This is a genomic window from Staphylococcus lugdunensis, from assembly GCF_001558775.1.
Lineage (GTDB): Bacteria > Bacillota > Bacilli > Staphylococcales > Staphylococcaceae > Staphylococcus > Staphylococcus lugdunensis.
The window spans coordinates 1,324,708-1,342,227 of record NZ_CP014022.1 but is presented as its reverse complement, the minus strand read 5'-3'; the positions used below and the strand labels follow the sequence as shown (position 1 = coordinate 1,342,227).

The following is a 17,520-nucleotide window of genomic DNA, read 5'->3' as shown; positions in this document are numbered from 1 at the left end:
ATTTATATAAATTCAATTTAAAGGAGAACTATAACTATGGAAATGGCGCAAGAGCAAGAGTTAATTCTTGTCTTAGACTTTGGTAGTCAATACAATCAGCTGATTACCCGTCGTATTCGTGAAATGGGTGTGTATAGTGAATTACATGACCATGAAATTTCAATAGAAGAAATTAAACGTATGAAGCCGAAAGGTATCATCTTATCAGGTGGTCCTAATTCAGTTTATGAAGAAGGTTCATTCACAATTGATCCGGAAATTTATAATTTAGGTATACCTGTATTAGGAATTTGTTACGGCATGCAATTAACAACTAAATTATTAGGTGGAAAGGTTGAACGTGCGAACCAAAGAGAATATGGTAAAGCAATGATTAATGCTAAATCAGACGAATTATTCTTTGGTTTACCTGATGAACAAACCGTTTGGATGAGCCACTCTGATAAAGTGATTGAAATACCAGAAGGCTTTGAAGTGATTGCTGACAGCCCAAGCACAAATTATGCTGCCATCGAAGATAAATCACGTCGTATTTATGGTGTACAATTCCATCCAGAAGTACGTCACACAGAATTTGGTAACGATTTATTACGTAATTTTGTGCGCCGAGTATGTAATTGTACTGGCGAGTGGACTATGGAGAACTTTATCGATATTGAAATTGATAAAATTCGCAAACGTGTTGGCGACCGCAAAGTGTTATGTGCGATGAGTGGCGGTGTAGATTCATCTGTTGTCGCAGTATTATTACATAAAGCGATTGGCGATCAATTAACATGTATCTTCGTGGACCATGGATTACTTCGAAAAGGTGAAGGTGACATGGTGATGGAACAATTTGGCGAAGGCTTTGATATGAATATTATTCGTGTTAATGCACAAGAGCGCTTTATGAACAAATTAAAAGGTGTTTCAGATCCAGAACAAAAACGTAAAATCATCGGTAACGAATTTGTCTATGTCTTTGATGATGAAGCGGCTAAGTTAACAGATGTTGATTTCTTAGCTCAAGGTACACTTTATACCGATGTCATTGAATCAGGTACAAAAACGGCGCAAACAATTAAGTCACATCACAATGTGGGTGGATTGCCTGAAGATATGGAATTTGAATTAATTGAACCAATCAATACGCTATTTAAAGATGAAGTACGTGCTTTAGGTATTGAGCTAGGTATTCCTGAACATTTAGTATGGCGACAACCGTTTCCTGGACCAGGTTTAGGTATCCGTGTATTAGGTGAAATTACCGAAGATAAATTAGAAATTGTTCGTGAATCAGATGCCATTCTAAGAGAAGTCATTCGTCAAGAAGGGCTTGAAAGGGATATTTGGCAATACTTTACAGTGTTACCAGGTATCCAATCTGTAGGTGTCATGGGAGACTATCGCACATATGATTATACAGTTGGTATCCGTGCCGTAACATCAATTGATGGTATGACAAGTGATTTTGCACGTATCGATTGGGAAGTATTACAAAAGATCTCAAGTCGTATCGTAAACGAAGTAGACCATGTTAACCGAGTTGTCTATGATATTACTTCTAAGCCACCAAGTACGATCGAATGGGAATAATGAAATAACATTAAATGATAGGCTAGAAAAACTTTTATTGTAGGGTTTCTAGTCTTTTTTATTTTAGTGTTGAATAAGTTTTAAATACGTTAGTGTCAAAAATTAATGTTATTTTCGAATTTTTTCAGCTTAGCTATAGTAGGTAGAATGTTTTTATTATTTAATTGGTAGTGATAAGCTATGAAGACTGACAAATGAAATGAGGTATATTTTGATATGACTGACAAAAGTAGTTTGGTGTTAAGTGGTGGTGGACATTACGGTATCGCATTTCACCTGGGTTTTCTTAAAGGTGTGGCAGATGCTGGATTAAATTTAAGACAAGTGGATTATATTGTAGGCACTTCTGCAGGTTCACAGGTAAGTGCGACTTTATCTTCTCCATTGGACTGGGAGACAATATGGCAGGAACAAATTGTTAAGAAAGTTAATGAAATAACTCCTATTTCTGATGCTGAAATGACTAATTTATTTAAAACGTTTGATGAATTGGCTAAAACGAGTTTGTCCGATAAGTCGTGGGTCGCTGGCATGGGTGAAATTTCAAAGAATACACACCCCTTCGTTTCTTTAGAAGAACGACGTAATATGATTAGAGAACGATTAGGGAGTGTGCCATTAGAATGGAATGAGCAATTACAAGTTGTGGCTACTGAATTAGAAACATCTGAGAGAAAGGTATTTAATAAATATTCAAATGTTGATTTAGTAGATGCTTTAGCAGCTAGTTCAGCATTGCAGGGGGTGTGGCAACCTATTCCTATCAATAATCATTTATATTATGATGGTGGCTCATATTCTATGGAAAATCCTGATGTCATAGATGGTGTGAATAAAGTGGTTATTTTAACGACCAATTTGCCTGTAGCAACGCCATATCGTTTGAACGATATTATTACACGAATGAAACGAGAAGGTAAAGCTGTTTTCTTAGTTAAACCTGATGCTAATGTGGTAAGTATTTTAGAACACTATAACTATAACACGGTAAATGCTGAGATGCGTGAAGCGGTCGCTTTAGCAGCTGTTAATCAGGGTAAAGAAACTGCGGATGAGTTGAAACGGTTTCTTGAACAATCTTAGGAACTTTCGCTTAATGCACTTTTAATCCATGAATCTCAAGATTAAAAGTGTCATTAATTTGCATAATAGTACACCTAGGTGTACTATTCGTTGTGAGGTGATGATATGAATCAAAGTACATTTCAAAATCTGAATCAAGCACATTTATTATTCATTGAATTAAGTAAAGCCATCAATGAAGTACTGGATGAACAAGATATAAATATTTCTAGGGAACAAATGGGCGTGTTTAAATTACTCAATAAACACGGTTCTCTGACAATTAATGAAATTGCTGAAGCGCAGGGTGTATTTAAGACGGCCATTTCTAAGCGAATTAGTAAATTACAACAAATGGGTTTTGTGATTAAACAAGCAGGGCACGATAAGCGTGAAAAGTTAGTATATTTAACTGAAAAAGGCATACATTTTTATGAAACACGACAAATGAAATTATACCAAGGATTAATGGATAAATTTCATATTAATGATCAACAAGTAGCTGAAATATTAGGTTATCTCGAACAAATCAAACGTACGATAAATAGTTAGTGATGGAGGGTTATGTAATGGAACAAATAAAAATTCATATTTTGCATACGGGAACAGTGATAGTTGATGAAGCGTTACCTTTTTCTAATGTGAGTCGTAATCCTTTAGCATGGACAGGATTATTTAGAAGTAAGAAACATCAGGTTGCTTTACCCGTTTCCGCATATTTAATTGAGCATCCTAAAGGTCTTATTTTAATAGATACCGGTTGGCATACTGATAATAGGACAAAGCAAATTCGTAATTTATCGTTTCAATATCCTGTGAATAAAGCGGTCTTGCCAGCGGGTCAGGCGATTCATGAACAGTTAGCACAACTGGGATATAAGCCGAGTGATATCGATTATATATTAATGAGCCATATGCACTGTGATCATGCCGATGGACTCAGACTAGTTAAACATGCCAAAAGGATTATGTTAAGTGAACCTGAATATGATGCGATTCAAACGGATAAAATGCATTATTTACAACATGAATGGATAGGTGTTCATTTACGGCCATTTAAATTTGAAGATACTGGAATAGGGCCTCAAGGCAAATCCTATGATGTATTTGGAGACAATTCTGTACAAATGATTTGGGTACCAGGGCATAGTAAAGGCTTATGCGCAACTAAGATTACCAATGATTATCAGGATTACGTCTTACTTGCGTCAGATGTGGGCTATGCAGAAAGATCTTGGAAGGAAGAGATTTTACCTGGTGTACTTGTAGATAAAGAAGCAGCAATAAAATCCTTGAAATGGGTTAAAGATTCGGCCAAAGATAAACATTGTATTGAAGCGATTGCTAATCATGATCGGCACATACAACCGCATTGTATTTTACTGTAACCATTATTTAAAATAATCAAAAAAAGGTTGCTAAAAATACCTGCTTTTACTAAAATTTAAAACGTAATTATTACGATTTGTAAAGGAAGGTTGTTATGGCAAAAATTCCAGTTACAGTATTAAGTGGTTATTTAGGTTCAGGAAAGACAACATTACTGAACTATATTCTTCAAAATCGTGAGGGGCGTCGCATTGCTGTCATCGTGAATGATATGAGTGAGATCAATATTGATAGAGAATTAGTTGCTCAAGGGGGTGGCTTGTCTCGTACGGATGAAAAGTTAGTTGAATTATCTAATGGATGTATATGTTGTACATTACGTGATGATTTGTTGAAAGAAGTAGAGCGACTTGTACTTAAAGGTGGCATTGATCAAATTGTCATTGAGTCAACAGGTATTTCTGAGCCTGTGCCAGTAGCTCAGACATTTTCTTATATGGATGAAGCTTTAGGAATTGATTTAACATCTTTATGTAGACTAGATACTATGGTGACCATGGTGGATGCAAATCGCTTTATTAATGATATTCGATCAGAAGATTTATTGGCCGATAGAGACCAGGAAGTAGGAGATGGAGATGAACGTACGATTGCTGATTTATTAATAGATCAAGTTGAATTTTGTGATGTGCTTATTATCAATAAAACTGACTTAGTCGCTGAGCATGATTTACAAAGGCTTGAACTTATTTTAAGGCAATTGCAACCACAAGCACACATAATTAAAACAACACAAGGCCAAGTCAATTTAGATGAAGTTCTGGATACTAAATTATTTGATTTTGATATCGCTAGAAATTCAGCTGGTTGGATTAAAGAATTAACAGAGGGTGGTCATAAGGCGCATACTCCTGAGACTGAAGAATATGGTATTGGCTCCTTTGTTTATCGCAGACGCTTGCCATTTCATGCCCAACGATTAGAACAATGGTTGATGCAACTGCCTCAAAATATCGTTAGGGCAAAAGGGATTGTATGGTTGGCACAGTATAATCAGGTAGCATGTTTATTGTCTCAAGCAGGGTCTTCACAACAAATAGAACCTGTTACTTATTGGGTGGCTAGTATGTCTGAAACGCAACAACGCCAAATTTTAGCAAAACGACCAGATGTTTTAAATGAATGGGACCCTGAGTATGGTGATAGACAAACACAATTTGTTATTATTGGTACAGACTTAGACCAAGAAAGAATAACTGCAGAGTTAGATCAGTGTCTCATTAATAGCAGCGAAATAAACCAAGACTGGTCGCTATTACCAGATCCGTATCAATGGCATTTGCAATAATATTTAAATAATAACGCGTTTGAAACTGATTTTGTGTTTCAAACGCGTCATAATGATTTTTAGGCTAAGATGATAGGTGCTGTAAATATGACTAGCATTATAATATTTAAGATAAATAATAAAATATATAAGACCGTATGTTTACCAAAATAGATACTGATAATAGTTAATGCTAGTGTAATAAATAAAATGATTGCACCTGGCCAATACCAAAAACTGAATAAGGTATTATTATATAAATTTGTAAACAGTGTGGTATAAACGATAAAAGCACTTATTAATGTGAATATGATCGTTGCCATGTTAAAAAAACGAGATTGTTTCAAATTTTAACAGTCCTTTCGTTGTTGTTTTTACCATAGTGGTTCAATGCTGGGTATAGCAGAATATACTAAAAAGTATAACTAATATTATGTAGGCAAATAAATAAAATAACAACCCTCATTGACTAAAAATAACAATGTTTGGTATATGATATAAAATATAAGTAAATGATATCTATCGTTGTGTTAACACTCTTAAAAGGAAATTTTACTGTATTTTAAAGTGTTTACACATAATTACTACATTCTTTTGTAGTAAAATATGTTACCCTTAAAATAAATGACAAATTCATTTTATCCACTTACGTCTGCCTATATTATAGGTAGATGTTTTATTATATATGGTTTAATTTAGCGTAATCGCTGAATCGCTTTTCAAGGTGAGCCTTCATAATTGTATGACTGGGTTTGACATTCATTACGTTATACAATATATTGTAATTATTATGCTTAAAATAGTATCTGAGTCTTTCTCGGGCAATTCATGTATCTATATGGATTGAACGGGGAGAAATGGATCGCTTATTTTACAAATGATAAACTTGATAACTTAGGTAGCTTTTTAAAAGATTATATAAGAAGTAAAGCGTTTACTTTATACATAATAAGTTGAAAAAGAAGCCTACAGTAGTATTGATACCTCTTCAAACTTATGAGAGTAGTCATGCTATTGTAGGCTTTTTTGTTTAGATCGTTATTCGACATAGCAATATTGTCAATTGGAGGAACAGTTATGCTGAGTGAGCAATTTTTACTTATTTTATTTTTTATTACTTTGTCCATTGCAATGTTAAGTGGCATCGTCTATATTTTACCGTCTTGTCCTATTAAATATATTAAACTGCATCTTTTATGCTTAACATTGCCTATTGTTGTTGCCATCATTGGACTTGTGACAACACAACAACGCCAAGTCATTAGTCTGTTTGCGGTTGATAAACTGGCATGGTTGCTAGTTAGCTTTATCTTAACGCTTGGCTTTATAATTCAAAAATTTTCTATGCGCTATCTGTTAGGTGATCATAATTATAAAAAATATTTCCCATGGTTTACTTGTACGACAGTATTTGCATCTATCGCATGGTTAAGTGATGATTTACGCCTAATGGTCTTTTGTTGGGGCTTAACTTTATTTGCACTGACGCAGCTGATTCGACTAAATCGTACTTGGAAAGTACCAGCTGAAGCAGCGAAAGTATCTGCGCGTGCTTTTTTATTAGGTTGGTTAGCATTAGTATTAGCAGTAGTTGTTTTATACATAGGGACAGGAGAGTGGCGAATTTATCCTAATATATCCAAGGAAACAACGATGAACGGAGCATTGTATTTCTTGATGAATTTATTGCTTGTGCTGTCAGTCATTATTCCGGCTGCACAATATCCATTTCAAAGTTGGTTAATTGAATCTGTCGTTGCACCGACGCCTGTTTCAGCAATCATGCATGCTGGAATTGTAAATGCTGGTGGAATTATTTTAACACGTTTTTCTCCAGTGTTTGATCATCCAATTGCTTTGACTATTTTATTGATAATCTCAAGCTTATCAGTGTTGATTGGTTCTGGGATTAGTCTGGTACATGTAGATTATAAGCGACAGCTTGTAGGTTCAACGATGAGCCAAATGGGATTTATGCTCGTTCAATGTGCCTTAGGTGTTTATTCGGCAGCAATTATACATTTGATTCTCCATGGTGTATTTAAAGCAACGTTATTTTTACAATCTGGTTCAATTGTTAAACGGTTTAATATCCCAACGCCTCCTAATGTTCAGCGTTCTTATGGTTGGACTTTAACTGGCAGGGGATTAGCGTTATTATTGGCAATATTATTTTGGATGATTAATGATCATAGTGCGTATAACTTAATTAGTGCATTTATTTTGGCATGGTCTATCTCAGTTTCTTGGAATCAATTGATCGCTTTAAATAGAGGGATTATTGGTAGACTATTGGGCATCGTGGTATTAATCTTTGTGGCAGCAGTTTATTATGTGACGCATGCGTTTTTTATCAATATTTTAAGTGCAATTTCTATACATGTTACACATCCACCTATGATCAGTGTTGTCATCAGTATCGCAATGCTAGTGTTTGGCAGCATACTGAGTATATGGGTAGCTCGCCGACGTGATTCGACAGCGTTTGCTATTGTGTACTTGTGGTTAGTGAAAATTGGAGAAGCTAAATTTAAATCAGTAGAAAGTCATCCTAATTATTTACAAAAATACTTATAAAGAGGTGAAATGTAATGACTACATCATATCGGGACATAGAAGATATTGTACAGGCAGCTTGCAAAGTGATTACGCCATTATCACCTATTTCTATCTTTGCGGCCAGAAACCCATGGGAAGCTATGGAGCATCGTACCTTTGATGAAGTTGTGCAATGGTTCAAGCATGTGCGTGATATAGATTTATATCCTAGTCGTTCGGCAGTCATGGCAGCTGCGGAAAAAGGTGAAATTGATGTGTCTATTGTTCAACAGGCGTTGAAACAAGATTTAAATAATTACGCTACGACGATTCCGCAAACACATATTGATAGTTATTGTAATAATGCACTTCAAATTATGCCCATACCAGAGGATTTAATCACTAAGGAAGGCTACTTTATGTTAGAGGTAGCAAAACTAAAAGTGGTATTTGAAGATGAAGCATTTAAATATGCGCGCTCGAAAAGTGCAAATGCCTATAATGCTAAAGGTGAGTCACTAATGGATGAATTAAATACGCATATTATTAAATGGACAAAGCTGTATATAGATCAGTTTCAATCGAGCTGGACGATGCCTAAAAGAGAGCATGGTTTCTATGCAGCATGGTTACATCTTGCGCAACATGATCCAATGTTAAGTAAGACGCAAAGAAAAATGATTAAGACTTTACCAGAAAATTATAAAGAAGCCTTGAATATTTCTTTAAATCATTTAGATATTGCAGAAGATGAAAAAGAAAGCTATTTAACAGGGCACTTGTTATCGCTGCCTGGATGGGCTGGAATATTGTATTATCGAGCGCAACAAAATGACAATGATAAAGATATACTAACGCAATACTTAGCTATTCGTTTAACGATGGAATGTATTTTATTAGATACTGAAAAAATGAGCCGTCCGGCAGTCTTAAATGTTGAAAGAAGAGTGAAAGAATTAGTTAGTAAATGGCTTTATTATGGCAATATGACGATTGATACATGGCTCTCATTATCAATTGATGACCAAATTGAACATCTGCGCTTTGCTAAGCGCTTTAATCCATTATATTTTAAAAAAATATGGTTAGAAGCTTGGGAAGAGACACATAAGCGGGAATTGGTCGAGGCATTATCTGAAGCAAAACCACCTGTAAATAAAGATACGCTAGTTCAATTAGCTTTTTGCATTGACGTGCGTTCTGAGCCATTTAGACGGCATATTGAGCATGCGGGGCCATTTAAAACAATAGGCATCGCGGGTTTCTTTGGGTTGCCAATAAGAAAAGAAGCGTTAGACGAACAATTTGCGCATAATTCATTGCCAGTTATGGTGCCACCAGCATATGCAATTAGAGAATACGCAAATCGTGAAGCGTTAGATATCTATAATCAGCAACAACATTCAGTAACTTCATTGTTTTACACATTTAAATTAATGAAACACAATGTCTTACCGAGTTTACTTTTACCTGAGCTCAGTGGACCATTTCTTAGTTTGAATACTGTAGCAAGTACGTTATTTCCTAAAACAACAGCCTATCTTGTAAAATTATGGCAGCACAAATGGTTGAAAAAACCGGAGACACATTTAACGATTGATAGAGAAGCACAAATTTATTCCCAGTTACCCGTAGGATTTACAAAAGCAGAACAAATTGCTTTTACAAAAAATGCATTACAGTTGATGGACTTAACAACTGACTTTGCACCATTAGTTGTCTTAGGGGGACATGCAAGTCGTTCTAATAATAATCCATATCATGCATCTTTAGAGTGTGGTGCTTGTGGTGGTGCGGCGAGTGGATTTAATGCGAAACTACTCGCAATGATGTGTAATCTTTCAGATGTACGCCTGGGATTAGAAGCGGAAGGTATTTCAATCCCAGAAGATACTGTGTTTGTTGCGGCAGAACATCAAACGTCAATTGATACACTTGAATGGCTGTATGTCCCTCAACTTACTGAAGCGGCACAGAAAGCATTTAATACGCTAAATCAAGCTATGCCAGAGATTAGCTACCATGCCAATTTAGAACGTTTGTCACAATTACCTAGTGTTAATCCTAAAGACAATGAACGTCATCCGCGGAGAGAGGCGCAACGTTATGCTTCTGACTGGAGTGAAATACGTCCAGAGTGGGGCTTGGCACGCAATGCATCGTTTATTATCGGACAGCGTGAGTTAACGGCTCAATGTAATTTAGAAGGACGTGCATTTCTACATAACTATGATTGGCGTAAAGACGAAGATGGACAATTACTAGATACCATTATTTCAGGTCCAGCACTTGTAGCACAATGGATTAATTTACAATATTATGCATCGACCGTTGCACCACATTTTTATGGTAGTGGTAATAAAACGACGCAATCTGTAACATCTGGCGTAGGTGTTATGCAAGGGAATTCTAGTGATTTGCTTTCAGGCTTACCTTGGCAATCTGTGATGGCTGGAGACAATGAAACCTATCATGCACCTATTCGTATTTTAATTATGATTCAGGCACCTGATAAATATATAGAAAGACTTTTAACTACAAATAAACATTTTGCTCAAAAGGTGGCGCATCAATGGCTAAGATTAGCTAGCATAGATGAAAACGGAGATATTAAAGATTGGTAATACTAAGGTACAACCCACTGTTTCGAAATAATATGTCAGGGTTGTACCTTTTATATCTTCGGAATTAGGCTAAAAAATGTTAAACTTAATATAATCTAATATTAGGAGAATATGATAGAAATGACTAAGACTAAAGGTAGCTATGAAGCGGATATTAGCACAGCTATTACGCAATGGGAAAAAGATTTTTTAGGTCGAGGCTCACTATCGGTTAAAACTGACATTTTAAGAGATATGGTCATTGTCAATTTACAAGGTGTGCTGACTCCAGCAGAGTATAGGGTATGTGAAACAAACGAAGGACGCCTTAACATAAAGAGAACGCGATCCGAGTTAGTTGAATCTGGGCAAGATGATTTAATGAATATTATTGATCACATTACGGGTGTTTCTGTTAAAAGTTTTCACTCAGATTTAAGTACAAAAACAGGAGAAAGAGTAATTATATTTAAATTAACAGAGAATTTGGAGAAACGATTATAATTTGAGGTGTCTCACTGTTACTTCAGGCACTTGCTGTACGACAGTGTAATTTTCAATATTTAACATTGTGTGGATAGTACGTCATACTTGATGCGAGATTGGGTTAGTCACGAACAATGTTATTTGAAGTATAGCACAGTGCACGCAATTTTAATCATAGAGAAAGAGGATTTATAAAATATATGATAAATAAACAATTTTATACGTCTAAATGGCTCATACCTATCTTTGTGATAAGCGTACTTATTTTTACATTATTAACTGTAGGTGTAATGCATCGCACATCATTTATACAACATATTGATGTGGCATCATTGCAGCTAATGACTGATTATTTTGGCACGCCAGAGCGCGGTTTTGAAGGTTCATGGTTCAACACTATTATGACGTTCTGTGCAACAATTGGTGAAGTATCAAGTGTGATGTTATTGATGGTTCTATTATCGGTAGTGATTGCTGTCAAATCTAAACGTACAGCATTATGGTCACTGATTGCTGTTTTTACAGGTAGTTGGATGAACTTCTTAATTAAACAAGTTGTTGCACGATCACGACCATACAATCATCTGCCTCAAGACCATGGCTTCTCATATCCAAGTGGTCACTCAAATGCAAGTACATTGATATGTATTGTTATTATAATTATGACGGTATCCTATGTAACGCGCTTATATGCGAAATGGACGATAATATCACTGGCATTATTATTCTGGATAGGTATTTTAAGTTGTCGCTTATATTTTCATGCGCATTATGTGGGAGATGTACTAGGCGGTGTAGCACTTGCAGTCATTTGGATGATGCTTTTCTTAGCTATATATCCACTGTTTTACATAAGAAATAAACAATAACGTCGTAAAGAACGATGGGTTATCAATGGAGGATAGAAGTATGAAATTAACTTCGCCAAGACCGATATATTTAGAAGGACATCGTGAAGAAGCTATCTTATTATTACATTCATTTACCGGCACGATTAGAGATGTGAAACCATTAGCGCAAGCATTGCATAAACAAGGTTTTACTTGTTACGCACCAAATTATCGAGGGCATGGATTACCGCTTACTGAATTAATAGCGTTTGATATTAATGATTGGTGGCATGATGCACAAAATGGATACAAGTTTTTACAACAACAAGGCTACAAACAAATATATGTTACAGGCGTTTCTTTAGGTGGATTATTGACACTTAAGATAGCTGAAACGTATCCTGTGGCTAAGATTGCTGTTATGTCAGCTCCCCATCAAAAAGCAGAAACAGGTATTGCGTGGCGTATGGAACGTTATGGACAGCGTATGAATGAATTACAACACCTGTCTGATAGTGAAGCACAAAAGCAATTAAACACAATTAAACAATATCATTCACAATTAACCGCATTTAGACTTTTTATAACAGATATCATGCATGATTTAGCACATATCAATGCAGAGGCAATGGTTCTATGTGGTGAACAAGATGACGCTTCTTATCAAGAAAGCGCACAATATATTGCTGAGCATATGACACAAACAAATAAGTCATTAACTGCATACCGGTTAAGTAAACACTTAATGACTTATGGTGAAGGGAGTGAAGATGTAATCAACGATATAGTGACATTTTTTCAATCTTGAGATAAAAAATACAAAGGAGATAGAATAAAATGAAACGTACATTTTTATTAATTTATACGACGACTTCAGGACAAACATTTAAAGAATTTAAAAGTTTTGATTATGGGAAAGATAAAGAAACGTGTCATCAACGTTTGATAGATGAATTTGACGAACTTGCATATTTATACTTAAACACAGGTAACAGTGTACATTATATTAATGTGGATCATATAGAAAGCTTAGAGATAACGGAAGTTACAGATGGACAGACTATTGCATATGGTTTCGAAGATTATGAATAACTTACCAGTAGTGCAGGCTTTGTGAATACGACAAAGTCACTGCACTATTTTTTTATTTTTATATGTATATTGCACGTATTGACTACACATGTTACAGTAGTACTTAAGCACATAAACGCTTTAACGTACTAAAGGAGTTGTTATGATGAGTAAGGAGTCACAATGGAAAACCTCAACTGGTTTTATTTTAGCCAGTGCTGGATCAGCTATTGGACTAGGCGCAATGTGGAAATTTCCTTATATGGCAGGAATATATGGTGGTGGCGCGTTTTTATCATTATTTTTACTGTTCACTATATTTGTGGGATTACCTCTGCTTATTATGGAATTTACTGTTGGTAAAATGGGACGTACTTATACGACCCAAATATACAGTAAATTGACAGGGAAAAAATGGTTGAATTTGATTGGTTGGAACGGAAATTTAGCAGTGTTTGTGCTATTTGGCTTCTATAGTGTTATTGGAGGCTGGATTATTATATATATAGGACATGTTATATTACAAATGCTGTCACTTGAACATAACTCCTTAACTCAGATTAGCTTTGAGGGCATGATAAGTAACCCTTGGATTACTGTAGTTGGACAAGGCATCTTTATCGCATTAACAATGGTCATCGTGATGTTAGGCGTTGAAGGTGGTCTGGAAAAAGCTTCTAAAATCATGATGCCATTATTATTTATATTTCTACTAATTATTGTAATAAAATCATTAACTTTAGACGGTGCGTTAGAGGGTGTGCAGTATATTTTGCAACCTCGCATACAAGATATTTCTATGCAAGGTGTACTCTTTGCGCTAGGCCAATCCTTTTTCACATTGTCTTTGGGAACGACGGGCATGATTACCTATGCAAGTTACGCACCTAAAGCTATGACCATTAAATCATCGGCACTTTCTATCGTTGTTATGAACATCATGATTTCAGTCATGGCTGGTTTAGCAATCTTTCCAGCATTGCATACGTTTGGTTACCATCCTCAAGAAGGACCAGGACTATTATTTAAGGTGTTGCCACTTGTATTTAGTAAAATGCATTTTGGAATTGCGTTTTACTTTATATTCCTCATTCTGTTTTTATTTGCAGCACTTACGTCATCTATATCGTTACTAGAACTAAATGTGTCTAATTTTACTAAAAATGATAACTCGAAACGTAAAGTTGTAGCGATGATTGCTAGTGCATTAGTGTTTATCATCAGTATTCCTGCAACATTATCCTTTAGTACGTTAAACAATTTTAAATTTTTAGCTGGTACAATTTTTGATAATATGGACTTTTTAGTGTCTAATATACTAATGCCTTTAGGCGCGTTAGGTACAACACTTGTTGTTGGTCAACTATTAGATAAAAAATTATTAAAAGAAAATTTTGGTAAAGATAAATTTAAACTTTTTATACCATGGTATTATCTTATTAAATACGTGATGCCACTTGTTATTATACTCGTGTTTTTAGTGCAGTTATTTTAAAGACGAACAATGATACGCGAACAGCATATGCTTTATAAATTATATAAATCTAGATTTAAAATAAGAGCGCTTAGCCAAGTTATGGGTAAGTGCTCTTATTTACTTATTAATTATCTTTAAAATGAACACCATCGTGCTGTAATTGTACTTTAAGTTTATCGGGCAAACTTGACTGATTAATCGTTACATTTTTGAATGTACACTGATTGAACGTTACATTATCAAGTTGGCATAAATCTAGTGTTATGTTTTCAAAGTACACCTTGTCATATACGACATTTTGTAGTGCCACATCGTGTAGGTAATGATGATTGAAATTACAATACTGAAATTCTATATTATTAAAGTGACTGCGCTCAAACGTTGTGGTAGTAAATTCAACATATTTAAATAACGTATTATAAAAATGAACATCATCAAAAATACTTTGAGTGAAATCACAATAGATGAATTTACTATTACTTATAGCTTTTATATTTTTAAAAATACCTTCTGAAAAATCACATTTTTTAAAGCGACTTTTATTTACTTCTAGCGCATCAAACATGCAATTCCTAAATGTTGTTGTGCTGTACTTTAATTTTTTAAATTGCTCATTTGTAAAAACAGAAAGCGATAAGTTCTGTTTCGATGGCATATGTCATCATCTCCCGATATGTTTTGTAAGTGTGGTTTGCCAATTGTTTTAATTTGTCCTTTTACATATTTATCCTAACATGCAAAGACAATTCAAGAACAGTCATATTGTGAGCCAGGCATTGTGCTACATGCAATAAACATAGAGATTGCAAAAAAAGAAGTTATAGCGTAAAATCCTTAGTTATTAAGTAAGATTTAATTTTTCAAGAAAGAAGGTTCAATGAGTTGACGATGCACGGTGGCTATAGACACTACGTACGCAGTGTTTGTCATACTCACAATTAATATGATCGCTTATGATTTAATAGGACATACGCCACTTGTTTTACTCGAAAGTTATAGTGATAACAATGTCCAGATATATGCAAAGTTAGAACAATTTAATCCGGGTGGTAGTGTGAAGGACCGTTTAGGCAAGTATTTGATTGAGACGGCTTTGCATGAAGGACGTCTAAATCTTGGGGATGCGATTGTTGAAGCTACTGCTGGTAATACAGGCATTGGGTTAGCCATCGCTGCTAACAGGTTTAATATAAATTGTAAAATATTTGCACCAGATGGTTTTTCAGAAGAAAAGATTACTATTATGCGCGCGCTAGGTGCTGATATTTCACGTACACCTAAAGCTGAAGGCATGCTTGGTGCACAATATCAAGCGCGGCAATATGCTGCAGCTACAGGGGCAGTATATATGAACCAATTTGAATCGCAAGACAACCCTGCTGCATATAAAAATACCTTGGGTCAAGAAATTACTCATTCATTACCACAAATTGATTATTTTGTGGCTGGCATAGGTTCAGGAGGGACATTTACTGGTGTGGCTTCGCATCTTAAACCTTTGAATGTGAAAAATATTTTAGTAGAGCCAGAAGGTTCAATACTTAATGGAGGGGAGAGCCACCCACATGATATTGAAGGGATAGGCTCTGAAAAGTGGCCTGTATTTCTCGAACGGAACCTCGTTGATGACATTATTACGGTAAGTGATGTTGATGGTTTTAACAATGTCAGACAATTAGCACAACGTGAAGGCTTACTTGTGGGAAGTTCTTCAGGAGCAGCGCTACAGGGTGCTTTGGAAATAAAACAACAACTCGATAAAGGTGTTATTGTAACTATTTTTCCCGACGGTAGTGATCGCTATATGTCAAAACAAATTTTCAATTATAAAGGAGTATGATTAAAGATGAATAAAAAAACGCAAATGGTTCATGGTGGACATACTACAGACACTTATACAGGTGCAGTAACGACCCCTATTTATCAAACAAGTACTTATTTACAAGATGATGTTGGTGATTTAAGACAAGGCTATGAATATTCACGAACAGCAAATCCTACACGTGGGGCTATTGAAAGTGTTATTGCTGATTTAGAACATGGTAAGCATGGATTTGCCTTTGGTTCGGGCATGGCAGCGGTGAGTGCCGTTATGATGTTACTAGATAAAGGAGACCACATTATTTTAAATTCTGATGTTTATGGTGGTACATATCGTGCTTTAACTAAAGTTTTTACACGTTATGGTATTGAAGTTGATTTTGTTGATACATCATATATTGAGAATGTAGAACAATTTATTAAACCACAAACAAGAATGTTATATATTGAAACACCATCCAATCCATTATTACGTGTTACAGATATTAAAAAAACAGCCGAAATTGCTAAACAGCATCAGTTAATTTCAGTTGTCGATAATACATTTATGACGCCGTATTATCAAAATCCGCTTGATTTTGGTATTGATATTGTACTTCATTCAGCAACGAAATATATTGGTGGTCACAGTGACGTAGTTGCAGGTTTAGTTGTCACAGCAAACGACGAGCTAGGAGAACGAATTGGCTTTATTTCCAATTCAACAGGAGGTGTTCTTGGACCTCAAGATAGTTATCTATTAGTAAGAGGAGTTAAGACACTTGGATTACGTATGGAACAAATTAATCGTAATGTGACAAGCATCATAGAGATGTTACAACAGCATCCAGCTGTTCAACAAGTCTTTCACCCAAGTATCAAGACACACTTAAATCATGATGTACATCTTGCTCAAGCAAGTGGACACACAGGAGTTGTTGCCTTTGAAGTGAAAGATACGGAGCTTGCCAAACGCGTCATACGTGAGGCACAGTATTTTACTTTAGCAGAAAGTTTAGGAGCAGTAGAAAGTTTGATATCTGTTCCAGCGCTGATGACCCATGCATCAATTCCCGCAGACATTCGCGCTAAAGAAGGTATTACAGATGGCTTAATTCGCTTATCGATAGGTATTGAAGATACAGAAGATTTAGTGAATGATCTTAGACAAGCGTTAGATACAATAAAATAAAGTTTAATTATAATAAAACCAAGCAGCTATATTTAGAGTTGCTTGGTTTTTTTAATCAATATTCATAAAGTGCTATAAAATTTTTAAGTGTAATTTGACATAAATATCATATAAGTATACATTTGTAATATATTAATTGATAATAATTTTCAATTATATTAGATAATATTCATTTTTATATTAAATATGCAAGAATGAAATAAGAAAGGAGAAGAGATGACGCTATT

At 35.1% G+C, this 17,520-nt stretch carries 16 protein-coding genes; 14 read left to right on the top strand and 2 right to left on the bottom strand.

What is annotated here, in order from left to right:
- Positions 1-36 precede the first annotated feature (36 nt).
- The 5 genes from guaA (at position 37) to AL499_RS06305 (ending at position 5,317) form a co-directional block, all read left to right on the top strand.
- A complete protein-coding gene (gene guaA, locus AL499_RS06325) occupies positions 37-1,578 on the top strand; it encodes a glutamine-hydrolyzing GMP synthase (RefSeq protein ID WP_002479253.1) in 1,542 nt (513 codons plus the stop codon).
- A 216-nt stretch (positions 1,579-1,794) separates the two neighbouring features.
- Positions 1,795-2,661, top strand: coding sequence for a patatin-like phospholipase family protein (locus AL499_RS06320; protein ID WP_002492159.1), 867 nt, complete (start codon positions 1,795-1,797; stop codon positions 2,659-2,661).
- A gap of 105 nt (positions 2,662-2,766) precedes the next feature.
- Positions 2,767-3,192 carry a MarR family winged helix-turn-helix transcriptional regulator gene (locus AL499_RS06315; protein ID WP_002492186.1) on the top strand — a complete coding sequence of 142 codons (426 nt, stop codon included), beginning with the start codon at positions 2,767-2,769 and terminating at the stop codon, positions 3,190-3,192.
- Positions 3,193-3,209: 17 nt separating this feature from the next.
- The gene (locus tag AL499_RS06310) at positions 3,210-4,028 is read left to right on the top strand and encodes an N-acyl homoserine lactonase family protein (RefSeq protein ID WP_002492184.1); all 819 of its coding nucleotides are present in this window, start codon (positions 3,210-3,212) and stop codon (positions 4,026-4,028) included.
- 95 nt (positions 4,029-4,123) lie between these two features.
- Entirely contained in the window at positions 4,124-5,317 is a 1,194-nt protein-coding gene (locus AL499_RS06305) for a GTP-binding protein (protein WP_002492172.1), read from the top strand.
- A 59-nt stretch (positions 5,318-5,376) separates the two neighbouring features.
- Here the strand turns inward: AL499_RS06305 and AL499_RS06300 are convergent, their stop codons facing one another.
- Entirely contained in the window at positions 5,377-5,619 is a 243-nt protein-coding gene (locus tag AL499_RS06300; RefSeq protein WP_002461134.1) for a hypothetical protein, read from the bottom strand.
- A 754-nt stretch (positions 5,620-6,373) separates the two neighbouring features.
- On the opposite strand from AL499_RS06300, the gene AL499_RS06295 reads away from it, so the two are divergent.
- The 7 genes from AL499_RS06295 (at position 6,374) to AL499_RS06265 (ending at position 14,319) form a co-directional block, all read left to right on the top strand.
- Entirely contained in the window at positions 6,374-7,873 is a 1,500-nt protein-coding gene (locus AL499_RS06295) for an NADH dehydrogenase subunit 5 (RefSeq protein WP_002492182.1), read from the top strand.
- 14 nt (positions 7,874-7,887) lie between these two features.
- The gene (locus AL499_RS06290; protein WP_002492183.1) at positions 7,888-10,458 is read left to right on the top strand and encodes a DUF2309 domain-containing protein; all 2,571 of its coding nucleotides are present in this window, start codon (positions 7,888-7,890) and stop codon (positions 10,456-10,458) included.
- A 120-nt stretch (positions 10,459-10,578) separates the two neighbouring features.
- Positions 10,579-10,941, top strand: a complete 363-nt coding sequence (locus AL499_RS06285) for a Na-translocating system protein MpsC family protein (protein ID WP_002479260.1) — start codon at positions 10,579-10,581, stop codon at positions 10,939-10,941.
- A 182-nt stretch (positions 10,942-11,123) separates the two neighbouring features.
- Positions 11,124-11,792: a phosphatase PAP2 family protein gene (locus AL499_RS06280; RefSeq protein WP_002492169.1), complete on the top strand. Its 669-nt coding sequence runs from the start codon at positions 11,124-11,126 to the stop codon at positions 11,790-11,792.
- Positions 11,793-11,832: 40 nt separating this feature from the next.
- A complete protein-coding gene (locus tag AL499_RS06275) occupies positions 11,833-12,561 on the top strand; it encodes an alpha/beta hydrolase (protein WP_002492156.1) in 729 nt (242 codons plus the stop codon).
- Positions 12,562-12,590: 29 nt separating this feature from the next.
- Positions 12,591-12,845 carry a hypothetical protein gene (locus tag AL499_RS06270; RefSeq protein ID WP_002461144.1) on the top strand — a complete coding sequence of 85 codons (255 nt, stop codon included), beginning with the start codon at positions 12,591-12,593 and terminating at the stop codon, positions 12,843-12,845.
- 142 nt (positions 12,846-12,987) lie between these two features.
- A complete protein-coding gene (locus tag AL499_RS06265) occupies positions 12,988-14,319 on the top strand; it encodes a sodium-dependent transporter (protein WP_002479263.1) in 1,332 nt (443 codons plus the stop codon).
- Between the two features lie 106 nt (positions 14,320-14,425).
- On the opposite strand, the gene AL499_RS06260 is transcribed toward AL499_RS06265, so the two are convergent.
- Positions 14,426-14,956 carry a pentapeptide repeat-containing protein gene (locus tag AL499_RS06260; protein WP_002492161.1) on the bottom strand — a complete coding sequence of 177 codons (531 nt, stop codon included), beginning with the start codon at positions 14,954-14,956 and terminating at the stop codon, positions 14,426-14,428.
- A 288-nt stretch (positions 14,957-15,244) separates the two neighbouring features.
- Here AL499_RS06260 and AL499_RS06255 point away from each other — a divergent pair, with 288 nt between their 5' ends.
- Both AL499_RS06255 and AL499_RS06250 read left to right on the top strand, forming a co-directional pair.
- The gene (locus tag AL499_RS06255) at positions 15,245-16,141 is read left to right on the top strand and encodes a PLP-dependent cysteine synthase family protein (RefSeq protein WP_002492154.1); all 897 of its coding nucleotides are present in this window, start codon (positions 15,245-15,247) and stop codon (positions 16,139-16,141) included.
- Between the two features lie 6 nt (positions 16,142-16,147).
- Positions 16,148-17,293, top strand: a complete 1,146-nt coding sequence (locus tag AL499_RS06250; RefSeq protein WP_002492168.1) for a bifunctional cystathionine gamma-lyase/homocysteine desulfhydrase — start codon at positions 16,148-16,150, stop codon at positions 17,291-17,293.
- Positions 17,294-17,520 lie beyond the last annotated feature (227 nt).